Below are 15,081 nucleotides of genomic sequence, written 5' to 3'. Positions count from 1 at the left end.
ATCATTGCCCTATACGGCCCCTTAGCTCAGTGGTTAGAGCAGTCGACTCATAATCGATTGGTCCGCAGTTCTTATTTGGGGTTTCTTTTGAGGTTGTATTTAGAACTTCAGATTCAATAGATTTTAGTGATTACTAGTTAATGCTAGTATCACCCAAAAAGTCTGATATACTCCACGTGTATTAGCATTTAAATATGGCCCCTTAGCTCAGTGGTTAGAGCAGTCGACTCATATTAAGTTGTGACCTATGTTAGTAATAACATATGGAAAAATCGGATGAATTGCTGGAAAGCTACCGGATGTAAAACACCCCAAGCCGATCAGCAGCCAAGCCTTTCAGGCGTGAAAGGAAGGTTCAGAGACTAGTTGGTTCAGCACGATCTTGCTGTGTAATACAACATTAGCGTCCGACATCCCACCGCAATGCGAGGATGATGATATAGTCCAGCCCTTTACGAAAGTATTGGATAAACTGAATCGATTGGTCCGCAGTTCAAGTCTGCGAGGGGCCACCATATTTTCTTAATCAACGCAGTTGGTTAAAAAAGAGAAGAAGCCATTTAGCTTCTTTTTTTTTACCTAGTGACCACCTTACAAATACAACCTTTTTAGGGTTGCAATTAACCCTCTCTTCCCTTGAGATAAGTAAATTTAAGGTTGTATTTGGAATATCCAATAAAGGAGTAACGTCGATGTATATAACGTCCTTTTTTGGGGCTTCAGTTCAACACCAACCTAAAACCAATTCCCCCTTCTTTAGCCAATCATAAGTTGCGTTTCGAAAGATATTTACGAACCCAGAAGAAATCCTTCCTAGTTCAATTGATATAGAGTTATAAGGTGTTGATGGTTGATTCAGGGCAGGATGAAACTGGCACCCTATTATTGCTCTGACGATGATGAACTCGTAGCAGAAATATGTTCATTTGGTGTGACGGTTTTGATTGACGGGTATACACATGAGTCATTCGGCAGGTATCCCCCCCCCAATTGAAAAGAAAGAATCTGATGGATAAATGTAGAACATCGACATTTATCCACTTACGTAACACCGCTACAGTGATCGAATTTTACACAGCAATTCAGGGGTAACTCCCTGTCCATCCGCACTACTCAAATATCGTTCTGGGTGTGACCGCAGTATATTGTCATCATAACAATCTCCACAAACATACCACTTCGCACTCAATGTTTGTGCATGATTGAGCATCCTACGAATCGGGTCCCTATCCCCAATTCGTATTTTTAGGTGTACATCTGGAGCTAATTCGCTGTCCGCAAATACACCAGACTCTATAAGCATTGAACGTGTGTAACGATCACCCAGAGGGTATAACAGCATGCCAGCAACGGAAACCGCAGAGCGTAGAGCCTCAATGCTTGACTGTTCAGGTTTAACAGCAGTTAATAGACTCGAGGATCTCCGACTATTCAACCAGCACCTGTAGGCAGACAGCACCCATTTATCACTGTCAATATAGCGCTGAGAGTATAATAGACTGCGAACATCAAAATATAGGACTCTCATTCGTTATACCCCCATGAACAATAATGATAACTTTAATGCATACTACTAGAGAGAACCAATATAAACTTAGCTGATGGAAGTTGCACTAATCTAAGTAATAATTGGATAATGAATTAAATTTTCTACTGCGATAGGTTAAATTTTTCGTGTTTTTTTAACCTATCGCTTTAATTAGGTTAATTGAGACAACCTATGGGTAAATGTTCAAACCATAATCTAAACAAGCCTTTGCCCCATGCCTTGTTTAGACTGATTCAACACACTCTCACTAAATCGTAGTATGGGGAAGAAAAAAGTACTGATTCAGGTGTTCTTTATTACCCAAATTCACATGTTCAATATAAGAGTTCATTAGCGATACAGGGGCCTTGCATGAGAATGCTATTAGAAATGCGTTACCGCCGCACAGGACAGTTTATTTACACGAAAGGTGAGATCTGCTCGATTTTCCAAACTGACAATATTGAACAGATTTTGTCCAGAAGTCCTTATCTCGTGAATATACAGTTTGAGTTGATTGTGTTTTTAGGCTACCAAAAACCTTCAGGTGCCATTGAGCAGATCGCTTTATCACTCCGTAAAGACCAACAGTGTTACATATCATTCGAAGACGCTCTATCACGTTGGCATGTAATCTCACAGATACCCATGATGTTAATCCTCGCGACAACAGGAAAGCCCGGTCTTTACTCAACACCATTTGGTCGTATTGAGTTTGTGCATGTTGAACATACCAATAAAGAAATTTTAGAAAACACTGTCGAGTTTAACTATTCGCTTAGGCTTGCTAAAAAGTGGAGGGCTTTTGAAGACTTAAAGTGTATCGATCGCAGCATGGATTTAATCGACTACGCCGAGCTTTACACTGAAGAGTAAGTAACGCACTTCTGCCCCGAAGTTTGTTACGACCCACATATGAACTTGGGAAACTCGAAGGGAAAGACTTTAGCTTTTCTAACGCTCAGATACGACAAGAGCCACTAAATAGTGGCTCTATTACGCGCTACCTGCAGTCAATACTCTATGAGCGGAAGAGAACAGGGCTATTGAAAGGCGGAGGTCTTTGGCTATCGCGGCGCGGCCTGCGACTCATCAGAGTAGACATCAATGTACTGAAAAAGTCCCGCTGTCATTGATAGAACCTAGTCTATCCTTAAACTCAACAACAAAGCAACCAGAGCTTAAATCTACCTCTACATGCTCGCTAACGGGTTCGCGTAATTCGGTAAGTCTTGATGCTTCCTTCAGCCTTAGCCTTCAGGTAAGCAGCTTTAATTGCTTTCATGCTTTCAATTTTCGCACTTCGAGCTTTCGAAATTTGCTTTATTGGCTTCATAGGTGTGCCTTTACTTTCTGACCACTGTTCCAAACAAACCATACTGCAAATACCGATGGTTTAGCAAATCATCCTGAGTCAAAATCATCCTGAGTCGAGCTAACTCGCCTATGCCCCATTATTAGTTAACGCATTTACTCTAGTGCATTTTTTAACCATCTAGTTTGCGTTAGAAACGCTAATGAGAGGATAAGAGGTTCTTTTACATATCCCCAATCGTAATACGCAGCAAGTACGCTCACGCGCAAGTGTCAGTTCGCCCTACTTAACTCTCATTCGTGAGCACATGCCGTTGCCATACTCACCCATCTGTAGGCGGTTACTTTGAGGATATGTTGGGGATTGGTACGAGCTTTTATTGAGGAGTTATGCCTGTCCCTGTTTATAGTTCAAAATTAACCAAACAAGCCAAATTTTGACTACCAGTAAAAATAAAGTTGACTGTGTGAATTTTTGTTGTATTATTTATCGTGTACAGGGTGAACCACCCTGATGCTCTTTAAAAGCTACAACCTTTAATTGAACTAGATAGTGACTCTTCGAGTCGATTGTGTCATCACAATCTGTTTGCCAGATAAGAATTGACCTCGTCTCTGCATCTACTGAAACCACAGACGCCTGCTTCAACTACGAGCCGGATAGAATGGTTGGGTAAATGATTGATTGAGATTTAAATGTGACTGGTGGGATACCTTTGGTATCCGGAGATTGAGTGACCTGTGCTGTCCGTACCATTTATTTTCAGTTCAATATTGTTTGACTGGTGCAATGTCGCACTGAAAAAACAAATAGGTCAATGGTTATGAATAATCAACAGCTTTTAAAATCCTCAATTGAATCACTAAAACAAATTCAGTTGGAGATGCATGATGGTATGGATAGTAGTAAACAAATTGAGCTGGAGCGAGTAATCCAACAGCTTGAGTATTGTAGTAAGAATGAGTCTTCAGTAAGCCCCACCTACCTCCTAGAGGTAATTGGCAAAGTCATTGCTTGGGTGCCTGCTGTCGAACGCTTACTTAAATTTTTTGGTGAGTAATCACCATGAGCAATACAGATAAATGTTTACAGCAGGTCACTTTGTTCTTGAGGTAATGAAATGAATATCAGTAAAGCTTTGAAGTTATGTCGAACTCAAAAAGGACTAACTAAGACCAAGCTAGCCGAACTCTCAGATATTTCTGTCTCATACCTAACTCTATTAGAGCAAGGTAAACGAGACCCAAATATCTCGACAATTAATAAGCTATGTGACGCTTTCAATATCCCAGCTAGCATCTTCATGTTCCTAGCCTCAGACACAAGCGAACTTGAAGGAATCAGCAACGAATTAGCAGCACAACTTTCTCTGACAGCGTTGCAGCTCATTGAGGCTTCATCACATGAAACCGACTTACCCCCACCAACCAGTAGCTAAGCTTGACAGCCTAGCACTAGCTCTTGGCTTAACTCACAGTGAGCTAATTGAACTTGCAAGTGTTGCTAACTCAATGTACTTCGTTACTAGAGTGATAGAGAAGCCTGATGGGTCAAAGCGAATAACTCATGATGTTAAGGCCAGGCTCAAGCGGGTTCATGAAAGAATAAACTCAGTATTCTTAAAGCAAGTCTCTTATCCAAGCTACCTCCAAGGAAGTTTAAAAGGAAGGGATTACCTTTCGAACACAAAACAGCACATAAATAAACACATCATTATTAGTGAAGATATCTCAAACTTTTACCCTTCGATAAGTAACAAAGTTGTACATGAGGTTTGGGTTGGCTGCTTTGGCTTCTCTAACGAGGTAGCTAGTTGTTTAACCGCTTTAGTTACTCACAATGGACATCTGGTGCAAGGTGGCAAAACTAGCAGCTACATAAGCAATCTGGTGCTTTGGAGTCGTGAGTCAAAACTCGTAGAAGAACTTAAGCGCAAGGGCATAACATACACAAGATATGTCGATGACGTAACAGTATCAAGCCCTCGCCCATTAAGTAAATCCGAAATTACTAACGCAATATCCAGCGTGTATGGACTTTTCAAGACGATTAATGTAAAGCCGAACCGAACTAAACATGAAGTGATGTCTAAAGGGAAGCGCCAAACTGTACACAGAGTAAATGTTAGTGCTGGACGACCAACATTCTCAAAGAAAGAGAGGAGTAAAATTAAAACCGCAGTTTTTCAGTGTGAGCAGCTTTTTCCGAAAGCATCAACAACGCAAGAGTATCTATCCATGTATCGGAGTGCTCTCGGGCGAGTTAATACGTTAGCCAGATTACATAAAAAAGAAGCTGATATCCTTAAGGAAAGGCTAAAAGCTATCCAGCCTTTCATGTAGAGATTAAAGTTTTTACTGTAAGTTCATTAGTATCCATACCTCAACACCTCCATTCCCTTTTAAGCATCAATTACTCGCCTTAAAAACGCCTTTTCCATACAAGTTCCAATGCAAACTCGCTTAGTTTGCTCAAAGCGCGAAAATGGCTTTTGTCCAAAACCTTCACAGTCTGAATTCTTGCCCGTGGCACTTTCTAACTCGAAAGTGCCATTAAAAGAGCTAGCTAGTTCACAGCCTTACGGCGATAGGTTAATTTTTTTGTGTATTTTTAACCTATCACTCTAAATAGGTTAATTGAGGCAACCTATTTAGAGTAGTGTCTAAATGTACAAGCCAATAACTTGATAGCTTGCAATTTTTTGTCTCTTTGTTTGTTACCAAATCAACTCAAGAGCAACGAGTAGTGAAACTCGGCACGCAGCCCTTTATTGAATCGATAATCACCTGAACACAGTTGCCTAAATATGCAAATTAGCGTATGGTTTTATTACGCGCATACTGGAGGCGCTCTTGGATTTCAAAGTTGCCTAGCTCAACACTAGTTAAAAATTTGTTGACTCAATGGTTGAGGCAGAAAAACCTACTCAAATCTCGCGTACCAAGAAGCGAGATGCAAACTGTAAGGTTATTCTATGCCTAAATTAAGCTCCACTATTAAAAAGCAAGCAAAGTTGCTGCGTGGTCAAGACAAGTCATTAAAACTTACCGAACATCAAAATAATCTTGCCATTAAACATGGATACAAAAGTTTTAAAGCCCTACTAAAAACGGAAAAAGAGTCTGATGTAAGGGATAAAATAACTTTTGCACTTAAAAGTAACAATTCATCCCGCTTTGTATATCCCTCTGTTGGTAGTGGCGTTGCAGTGTTCGTTAGAGCAGATGGGCTGCGCGGGCTCAAAGCAACTAGGGACTTCAAAGCAAACGAAACAATATTGATCGATGATTTACTAATCGGATACAACATCTCACAAATCGGACTTGCTGGAAAGTCAGGCTCTTGGGCAATGACTTTATTATTACTAGCGGAAGAAAGTAGAGGGATAATTGATAGAATCATTGAGCAATATAACCTGAGAAATAGTGCTCGCCCAAATTTCAATCAGCATGACAAAGAGATCCTAGATTTATTATCAACTAATCTAGGGCACGATCGAGATTATGTTTCCTATGTTCACTCTATCGTAGCTACGTATCACTCAGTATTGACTGCTATAAACCCTCGCAATACTGTGTCCACGTTTGCGTACATGTCTGCAGCAACGATCTTTATGAATCACAGTTGCGATGCAAACGCTAAGGTTAAAGCCACGCTTAAAGCAAATCCCTTCACCAAAGACCTTATTAGCATTTCCCATCCGCTTATTCTAGCGACTAAAAATATCAAAAAAGGAGATGAAATCACATGGTCGTACGACGACGAATGTACGAAATTGGATCTAAAAGCGAGACAGAAACGACTTAAAGCTAGGTTTAATTTCGACTGCAAGTGCGAAAAGTGTTTCAAAGATAATTACAACATTAAGTAGTGCACAATAATTTTGACCCAAAGTTTACGAGAGCAAAAAAGAGCAAGTGTCGCGTAGCGACACTTTAATTGGGTGCCGTTGAACAAGCACGTCCTTTCTTCAATAAATGTCTCGGATATGAATAGGAAGGCGATCATGTTTTTCGGAATGATAGCATTCTTTACCAAAACTCAGCTTGTGCGAAACGTGTAGATTAGCTCACTAACTCTAAGACCAGATCCTTATTGTCGCTTCCCAGACTATATAATCAGACATGAGATTCTTTACTTCTTTCATCGTCTATATATGTCAGAAAGACGCATTTACGATCAAACTCAATTGCATACAGACAAAGAGCGAGTCCTTGCTCTCAGGTTTCTGAATAACCATCCTCACTCAGCATTTACACTTATATAGAAACCTGTACATGTATACATGTTTTTTTTATCCAAAACCATTGACACCCCTACAATTTCAAATATAACCTTATTTAAGGACGCAATTATAAGCTTTGGGAGTATTGGCACTAAATGAAGAACTTTACCTGCATAAGTGGCCCTATTGTTAGCCAAGGTATGCTACTGATGAACATCCATACGTCTGAGATGTATGCCCCTTTTGAAGAGTACGTCGAGCTACTTATTGATAGAGGGTATGCCTCTACAACAATCGAGCAATATGCAGGCCATGTGTCTCGATTCCTTGATTTTCTATATGAGGTGAGAACAGTATCCGATGAGCTAAACGTTACCTTTGAGCCATCCAAGACATTTCGCCTTTACCAAGACTATCTGACGCTTGGCGAGCGTTCTGAAACGAAACTGATCCGCCAAGTCGCTATAAACATTGGTAAAGATAACGAAACAAGCGATGAAAGTATTGCCAACGTAATCGAAGCCTCTTTATCCATATTTATGGAGTTAAGATTGTTCGATAAAAATGATGAATCTTTCCTTAATGCTATCAAACATGAGCACAACATCAGCCATCGAGAGCTAAGTCAAATGGCTAGAAGGTCATGGTTTGAAGCAACAAAACGCAACTTTGGCTCTAAAAGCAAAAAGAAAGTTAAGCTATTCAGGAAAGCAACTAGGAAGAGCAATAAGTCATCATTGAAGGCACTAACCAACAAAAAGATCAAAAAATCATTTCCTATCGATAAAAGCTTCCAGTTCTTTTCCTACTCGGATATTACGCCAGCATCTAGCTTCTCTAAAGTTAGAGACTTCCTACTCTATGCTCTTTTGGCTGCAACAGGTGTCCGCACATCTGAGGCGCTTCAAGTCACGGTAGACGACATAAACTGGGATGAAAGAACCATTGATATTATTTCTCCCAGTGCTCGCCATAATGTTGGCTTAACACAGGAGGAATCAGAAGCGCTTCGTGATAAAGGTCGCGCTACATCTCTTACCTTTATGATTCAACCATTTGCACAAGTTTTCTGGTCTATTCTGAAGGTTTATATGGAGCATCATTACAAATCAAATGTTAGTCATCGCTTCCTATTTCAGAAGGCAAATGGCCGGCCGTTCTTCTGTAGTTGTAGGTCTACGCGTTCAAAAACACTAAAACGATACATTAAAGAGTTTGACCCAACACTTCTTCACTTGGGCCACCATGGTTTCAGACACACTTATGCCTTTTACACCCTGAATTACTTCCCTATTGTAGATGAGAATGGTAACCCGACTGATCGACAAGGTTTACCTTTAGCATACGTCAAGCTACTGATGGGGCATCAGAATATTAGTTCGACAGAAGTTTACGCTAAACAAGATGTCGATTTAATTGAGTTTATGCTATCAGCCGCCAATTCATATATCAGAGATCAGAACGTTTCATTAAAGGAACTAGCGATTCAATACTATGACCGACAGCTTAAAAAGCTTGAAGTAGAGAAAGAAAACCTAGAGAAGGTTGCTTAGGATGTTATTCAACCATACAAGAAAGCCCGCAATCATCTGCGGAAAGTCAGAGCTGAGAGATAAAATCCTTGAAGCACTTGAGTTGACCAAGCAAGTGGTTTGCAAAAGGCAGGGGGTTAAAACGCTTACTCATGAGGATGGGTTGAACGAGAAGGCACGGCTAGGGGCAACAAAAATATCTTTATTCAAGTACCTAGACCAATTCGAAGATGAGTTTGAGCTTGATGAGGCATGGTTAATAAACGTCTATCAACTTGTTGATATTGACCCAAGAGAATCTCGAAAGGAATTTCATCAAATCCTGCCTGAGCACTCAAGGCACATAAAGATCACCCTGAATGATGCCAGAGGTTTGCGCACTGACTTGAGACTATTCCTTCATTGCTGTTGGGCATCCAAATTCCTTTTACTCCCTGTCTATTACAGCGATATACCAACGATCAAACGTGGTCAGTCAGGTGCACCCACAGAGTATGCAGCAGATGCCTACCCAGAAATACTCAAAATCATTCGTGCCCCTTTTTTTGAGGGACTAGAGTGTGACATCGACATCACTAAATATATGGCTAAGTCGTCGATGAAGAACTTTGGGTGGTATGCCCACAGGTACGTTCGAGCCTGCGCTGCTTGGGAGGTTGAGGATATCACCGATGAGCTACTTGATGATCTTGCAAGTCATACGATTAAAAGTGTCCCAAGGACTGTTGACTGGTATTTAGCACTTAAAACATGCCTACCAGACAGAGTGCGATTTGATACAAATAAAGTATTTGTCAGGAATAGCAACATTCCGGGTGTTAAAGGAAAATTAACTACTGCTGACTTTACCCCTCTAGAACTAAAGAAGCATCCTGCTATTCCTATGTGGTTGGAAGATGTGAATGACTACATAAATACACTGAAAGAAAAGGGGCTAAAAAGCTACGATAAGTATCAAAGTGCAATAAGAAAAGGGATGCAAACCCTTATAAATTCGGGAGAGCCTCTACCGGTGCCAAAAAACATCAATCGTAAACAGGCAAAAGAGATGATGAAGGGGCTGGGTCAAGGTGTCAAAACAACCTCCTATAAAGAACAACTGTATAAGCTTGAAGGTTTTTTCGATTACCTTGCCATGACTCATGATGACTTCAAGAAACCTGTAAGTAGGCAGCTGGACTTTCCGGTTAGTGGCCGAAGTAAAGGGACGGTCAAGGAATTATTGCCCGAAGATAGCTTTGCTCCCTACCTATCATACCTTTATGGGGTCGCTGAGTGGGTTTGGTATATGAACCACAATCACCCTAATAGGGATGGTTTCATCTTAGGGTTAAACCAACTAAACAAAACGATTAAAACGAGTGATACTGGGTTCACACCTATCTTTCGGTGCAACGATAAGTATTATCCGATTGATGAGATTCCAACAAAAATTATCCCTTGTTTCAGACCTAGAGTGAATCAAGTGTGCCAGCTTAAATCATGCACATTTCTTCCTCACTACATTCACTTAAGTATCGTGATGGCTGAGACAGGAATCAGGTTAATGGCACTACGATGGCTTGACGACCAGACATACGACCAAAATGTCAACCGAGACCTCTTTGATGAGCGCTCTTATCTAATTACCAAGCTATGGGTGAATTCAGATAAGTCACATGATGCATGGGAAGCTGATGTCAGCGAAACCGTCATTGGAATACTAGACAGGCAGTCAACGTGGAAAAAGGCTTTCCTCAATGGTGATGATGCACCTATTTATTATGATGGACACGAACATTCAGGTTTTAGCATGCTCAAACCGCTATTTGCACAGGTAGATCCTCACTTACAAATCAAAGACTCATTCTCCACTGTTACTGACAACACTTATAGAGCCACCTTTAAGCACATTTTAGTCCACTTTTCATATTTTTACTCAAAGATAAGTGAGCATCATGTTCCTCCAGTTGAGATTCACCATGACAAAGATCTTGCTGGTAATTTGCAACGTGTGAAAGGTTTTGTGGGTGATGCAAAGTTAGATATCACCCCTCACTCAATGCGTGTTCAGGTAGTTAGCAATAACATCACTATTCTTCCTCCTTCTGTCATTAAGAAGTCAACTGGACATGCGGACGATGCGCATGTGATCTATTACGCGAAGATCCAACATAAATTTCTGGATGCTCAAAAAGCCGGACAAGAACAAGAGTTCAGAGACTTTGTTGCACCAATGATGGTTGATGCAAAGAGCAAACAATCTGCTCTGCAGCAAGCATTTGCTAGGAATGCGAATGGTGCACTGAATGATTTTGGAGCATTGTCATTTTCTGATCATGAGTCAAAAGAAACCCGAAGTGGGATGCTAATCATCAAGAAAAGACTGGATGAGTTAGAAGATAATTCCCATGGCACTACTACAATCGTTGATCAACTGGCATTTAACTCCACACACATTTGCCCTTTCAATAACGAGTGTCCACATGACATTAAGAAGAACACTATTGGTGGTCTCTCTAAGTGTGGTGAGTGCCCATATTCCGTCAAAACAGTCGATCACCTCCCTGCAATAAGTGCAAAAATAAGGGCGCTTACTGATAAGGCAGCAGAACTTGAGGTCATTATCGATGAAGCTAAAGCGAATAGCGAGGATATGGGTGCCTATATAAACGAAATTACCCTCAAGAGGTTCTATAGTGATGAAGTATCAGCATGGGCTACTACTGCAACATGTTTGGACGCAATGGCTAACAACCTATCCCAGAAAGATAAATGGTTAGTAAGAGAACCGGAGTTCATCAGGGAAAAGTTGACTAAGTTAAAGTCATCTAACGAGCTCACTAACACTCTTGTACGTATCGAGGAAGCCGCTTGCTATCAGGAGTTCTTGACCCCCCAATTAAAAGCAAGAGTTACGCTATTCCGTAATAAAATATTGGCGCAAACAGGTCAGTTTAAAGCCCTCCTTGGAGAACTGCCGACAGGTAAAGTGTTACTTTCTGATTTCAAAGGTGTAATCAAAATTATCTGCGATATTTCAGGCATTGGAGTTAACGAATTACCTGACGAGTTGGAGCAAATCGAGATGGATGCCCAGAAAGCCCTTGGGGGTACTTTGAGCCTTCCAGCAGCAATTACAGGAGGTTTTAATGCCTAAAGGAGCAAAGAAAGGTGAGAACCGATTTAAAGGCTCTCAGGTTGCAGGTGTAGAAGCTCGGGCTTTGCGCTTCGAAGAACATGTTGTACCAAAAATGAAAGCTATGTGTGACCTCGTTCACATCCGTAATAAGACTGCTTTCCAGAAGATGTGCGCGGAGATTTTCAACGAAAACCTCCCTATAAACATGAAGGAAATCACTCACCGCGCTATCGCTACTAATCCAAAATACTGGGGGATTGTCGGTGCAGTTTACCACTCATACTATGATGCTGATGGTTCCAAACCTTTAGATGCTCTTAAAAAGGAAGCTGTTAGAAAGCTCGGAGATAAAGAGAAAATAGAGAATTTGGAGCAGGAAAGAAAATTACTCACACAAGAAAATGAGGCTCTTAAAACGTATATTGCAAAAAACAAGCTTCAAGACAAAACACCTACTGAAAATACAGCAATAGATCATGAGATGGTTAATAACCTCATCGCAACAATTGATTTCTTAGTTATGGCGACAGAAGGGATTGTTGACATCAATAAAGAGGAAAGAAGCATTACTAACCTCGCCCTTGACATTAATAGCGTCTTATCTAAATCCATCAGCAGTACTTACTTTGATATTCTTGAGGGGAAACTATGAGTAAGAAGTTGCCCCATTACAGGTAGATATAATGTGTCAAGACGTACTGTAGGAAAAGGGAGTCGCTCATCAGAGTTAGGTGTGGTGTTTGCGATTTAATAGCTTTTACCTAGGAAGCTCTTTTGTTCAAAAAAGCCCCCATTTAAACACAACCTTGAGGAAGCATTTAAATAAAAGGGGGCATGTAGTTCAAAAATCCCTTATATGATAAGGGATAACCCTGACAATTCAGACGAAGAGCACCAAACTCTAGGGTAAAAACTACCCCACATAATGGTTCAAGTCTGCGAGGGGCCACCATATTCGAAAAGGCGTAGCAGGTTAATACCTACTACGCCTTTTTTGCATTTGATGATTTTGGGTGTAGTTGGACACGTTAACTCCCCCCAAAAACCACACAATGCGACAAATCATTACTCAATGAAAACTAATGACTCAATACAAGCCTTCCATCGGGTCCCTTTCAGGGTAACGCTCAAGAATCGATTTCAACTGATGCTGATGATTTCTCAAGGCATCGACACAGCGAGCATCGAGCTTGTTCATAGCGACCATTTTTTCGAGCTCTAACAACGCATAAGGTACTGAACAGCCTTGCTTGTATGGTTTATGTGTTGTCATCGCATCGAAGATGTTCGCAACACACACGATGCGAGCGCCAAGAGGTATCTCATCGGCTTGTAATTGTCGTGGGTAACCGCTGCCATCTAAGAACTCGTAATGGTAAGAAATCACGTCATGCAACAGTATTGCACTTGGGTGGTCAAGCGCATTTAACTCAGCAATGAGCTGCTCAACAATCTCTTCACCAAAAATAATATGCTGACGCAATTGGTTCACCTCATCTTGGGTGAGAACCTGCTGTTTGCAGAGTAATTCAGGTGAAAGTCGAATTTTGCCAATGTCATGATATTGAGCAAACAGAGTAAGATGCTCAACAAACTCATCATCCACGTCATAGTGGTCCGCCAGTGCCAACGCGATCATGTTGGTATAGGCGGCTACCCGTTGCTTGTGGCTAAAAGACTCCCTTTGATAAACAGGAGAGCGTGCGATCAATTTACTTAATTTCTCCACCAATAAATGGACGAGTTGGTACTCCGAGAAAATAGCGACTTCCAGCATTTTCAGATAAGGCTTGAGCGCCTTTATGTCGCTCTGAGTAAAAGCGTCAGGATAGTGGGAATTAAGAAACAAGAATCCGCAAAACCTCTGCTCAGCGAAAATAGGCATCGCCACAGAAGAATGAAACCCCTCCCCTAACAAGGCTCTAACATGCGGAGAAGGATGTAGGTCACTAAGCTCAGACAGATAGGTTTCGGTGCGACTCTCTAGACACGATTTGAGGTAAGGTAAAGAGCTCAGAGGTGCTTCGTAATGCGCCATACGCAGAGAAAGTGACGAACTATCAGCGTAACTTCTGAGTAAATGGTCTCGACTGTCATAAAGGGCGAAGCAGACTTTAGCTAGCTTGGGTTGGTGAACTTTCATTCGCTTTTGGATCTCAGATAATTGATGACTGAGACCACATTGGTATGCCTCTAATGCTCCTATGTTCGTTGTTAACACTTCCATCTCGAATCACACCCTTACATCCTTTTTGATAAGTGTAGATGTGATTACTAAAGTCGTAGCCAGAAAATTCCACTTTAATGACAATTTAAACACTAAATTGATCTGGAGCAGATTCTCACCTTCTGAAGCGCTCTACGACTTATTTTACACACTCGATGAGGTCAGGCTTACGAGCACGAAAAGGGGCGCAAATTTGCGCCCCATGATGTGTTCAGATTGAAAAACAGTTACCGCGTTAAAACCCTTTCGACTTTTTGATTAGATCGTATGCGTTTTGAATCTCTTGCGCCTTTTCCTTGGCGACATTCATCATCTCTGGGGGCAGACCCTTTGCCATCAATTTATCAGGGTGGTGTTCATTCATCAGTTTTCGATACGCTCGCTTCACTGCTTTGGCATCGGCGCTGCTATCGACACCCAACAGCTTGTAAGCGTCGCTAAGTTGGTCTGCGCTTGATGTTTGTTGCCAAGCACCACCGGAGTGTTGAGATTGACCACCACTTTGGCCACCAAATCCACCACGCTGAAAACGAAACGCAGCTTCTTGCATCTTCAAACGCTGCTCAAGTTGATCGGCAGAAAATCCAAGCCCGCGCGCAACCTTGTGGAGCACACTGCGCTCACTAGGGTGAATATCACCATCAGCAAAGGCCGCTGAAATCTGTAACTCTAGGAAAAACTGCATCAAATCAAAACGTCCACCAGCAGAAATTCTGACTCGTTCAAGCACAGTTTCTAGAGGAAAATCACTCTCCTTGCCTTCACGAAACGCTTCCTGAGCGGCTTTTCTCTGAGCGCCGTGCAAGTTCATTCTATCCATCATGGCTGTCGCGAGTTGAATCTCTTCTCGAGTAACCTGACCTTTGGCCTTCGCAACATGCCCCATGACAGCAAATGCCGCTTTAAAGAATTCCTCTTGTCGCTCAGCTTGGCTAGGTCCACTGCCAAAGCTACTACTAAAGCCAGCCTGTCTTAATCGGCGTGCTTTATCAAACTGATGACCAATGAATAGTCCGAATAGCGCGCCAAATACGCCACCGAATAAAAAGCCAAAAAACGAACCTAAAATTTTGCCGAAAATATGCATTATGTGCTCTCAATCTCTGAATTTTTTCACCGTTCCGCGGTCTGAT

10 protein-coding genes are annotated in these 15,081 nt (G+C 41.5%); 8 read left to right on the top strand and 2 right to left on the bottom strand.

Going from position 1 to position 15,081, the window contains the following annotated elements; all coding sequences use genetic code 11:
* The first annotated feature begins 1,900 nt into the window (after window positions 1-1,900).
* The 8 genes from RJ47_RS19150 to RJ47_RS19115 all read left to right on the top strand — a co-directional run bounded on the left by RJ47_RS19150 (window position 1,901) and on the right by RJ47_RS19115 (window position 12,373).
* Window positions 1,901-2,404 (top strand): hypothetical protein, encoded by a 504-nt coding sequence (locus tag RJ47_RS19150; RefSeq protein WP_039486266.1) that lies wholly within the window; start codon window positions 1,901-1,903, stop codon window positions 2,402-2,404.
* Between the two features lie 1,262 nt (window positions 2,405-3,666).
* On the top strand, window positions 3,667-3,903 hold the full coding sequence (locus RJ47_RS19145; RefSeq protein ID WP_039486264.1) for a hypothetical protein: 237 nt from the start codon (window positions 3,667-3,669) through the stop codon (window positions 3,901-3,903).
* A 60-nt stretch (window positions 3,904-3,963) separates the two neighbouring features.
* Window positions 3,964-4,281: a helix-turn-helix domain-containing protein gene (locus RJ47_RS19140; protein ID WP_039486263.1), complete on the top strand. Its 318-nt coding sequence runs from the start codon at window positions 3,964-3,966 to the stop codon at window positions 4,279-4,281.
* The gene (locus RJ47_RS19135) at window positions 4,247-5,185 is read left to right on the top strand and encodes a reverse transcriptase family protein (protein WP_039486261.1); all 939 of its coding nucleotides are present in this window, start codon (window positions 4,247-4,249) and stop codon (window positions 5,183-5,185) included. The genes RJ47_RS19140 and RJ47_RS19135 overlap by 35 nt, the downstream gene beginning before the upstream one ends.
* Window positions 5,186-5,817: 632 nt before the next feature.
* Complete coding sequence (locus tag RJ47_RS19130; protein WP_039486259.1) at window positions 5,818-6,714, top strand: SET domain-containing protein; 897 nt, start codon at window positions 5,818-5,820, stop codon at window positions 6,712-6,714.
* A gap of 509 nt (window positions 6,715-7,223) precedes the next feature.
* Entirely contained in the window at window positions 7,224-8,621 is a 1,398-nt protein-coding gene (locus RJ47_RS19125; protein WP_231565978.1) for a site-specific integrase, read from the top strand.
* A gap of 1 nt (window position 8,622) precedes the next feature.
* Entirely contained in the window at window positions 8,623-11,739 is a 3,117-nt protein-coding gene (locus RJ47_RS19120; protein ID WP_039486257.1) for a hypothetical protein, read from the top strand.
* Window positions 11,732-12,373: a hypothetical protein gene (locus RJ47_RS19115; RefSeq protein ID WP_039486255.1), complete on the top strand. Its 642-nt coding sequence runs from the start codon at window positions 11,732-11,734 to the stop codon at window positions 12,371-12,373. The genes RJ47_RS19120 and RJ47_RS19115 overlap by 8 nt, the downstream gene beginning before the upstream one ends.
* 435 nt (window positions 12,374-12,808) lie before the next feature.
* On the opposite strand, the gene RJ47_RS19110 is transcribed toward RJ47_RS19115, so the two are convergent.
* Together RJ47_RS19110 and djlA are read right to left on the bottom strand one after the other, a co-directional pair.
* Window positions 12,809-13,948 (bottom strand): HD-GYP domain-containing protein, encoded by a 1,140-nt coding sequence (locus tag RJ47_RS19110; protein WP_039486253.1) that lies wholly within the window; start codon window positions 13,946-13,948, stop codon window positions 12,809-12,811.
* A gap of 235 nt (window positions 13,949-14,183) precedes the next feature.
* Window positions 14,184-15,035, bottom strand: coding sequence for a co-chaperone DjlA (gene djlA, locus RJ47_RS19105; RefSeq protein WP_039486250.1), 852 nt, complete (start codon window positions 15,033-15,035; stop codon window positions 14,184-14,186).
* Between the last annotated feature and the right edge of the window lie 46 nt (window positions 15,036-15,081).

Source organism: Vibrio sinaloensis, from assembly GCF_000808535.1.
Lineage (GTDB): Bacteria > Pseudomonadota > Gammaproteobacteria > Enterobacterales > Vibrionaceae > Vibrio > Vibrio sinaloensis_D.
Note: the sequence above shows the minus strand (reverse complement) of the source record. Positions and strands in the feature narration are given on the sequence as shown.

What these genes read in the sequence shown, in the direction of transcription:
- RJ47_RS19150 (WP_039486266.1), top strand. Translation starts at nt 1,901, where the DNA reads ATGAGAATGCTATTAGAAATGCGTTACCGCCGCACAGGACAGTTTATT.
- RJ47_RS19145 (WP_039486264.1), top strand. Translation starts at nt 3,667, where the DNA reads ATGAATAATCAACAGCTTTTAAAATCCTCAATTGAATCACTAAAACAA.
- RJ47_RS19140 (WP_039486263.1), top strand. Translation starts at nt 3,964, where the DNA reads ATGAATATCAGTAAAGCTTTGAAGTTATGTCGAACTCAAAAAGGACTA.
- RJ47_RS19135 (WP_039486261.1), top strand. Translation starts at nt 4,247, where the DNA reads ATGAAACCGACTTACCCCCACCAACCAGTAGCTAAGCTTGACAGCCTA.
- RJ47_RS19130 (WP_039486259.1), top strand. Translation starts at nt 5,818, where the DNA reads ATGCCTAAATTAAGCTCCACTATTAAAAAGCAAGCAAAGTTGCTGCGT.
- RJ47_RS19125 (WP_231565978.1), top strand. Translation starts at nt 7,224, where the DNA reads ATGAAGAACTTTACCTGCATAAGTGGCCCTATTGTTAGCCAAGGTATG.
- RJ47_RS19120 (WP_039486257.1), top strand. Translation starts at nt 8,623, where the DNA reads ATGTTATTCAACCATACAAGAAAGCCCGCAATCATCTGCGGAAAGTCA.
- RJ47_RS19115 (WP_039486255.1), top strand. Translation starts at nt 11,732, where the DNA reads ATGCCTAAAGGAGCAAAGAAAGGTGAGAACCGATTTAAAGGCTCTCAG.
- RJ47_RS19110 (WP_039486253.1), bottom strand. Translation starts at nt 13,948, where the DNA reads ATGGAAGTGTTAACAACGAACATAGGAGCATTAGAGGCATACCAATGT.
- djlA (WP_039486250.1), bottom strand. Translation starts at nt 15,035, where the DNA reads ATGCATATTTTCGGCAAAATTTTAGGTTCGTTTTTTGGCTTTTTATTC.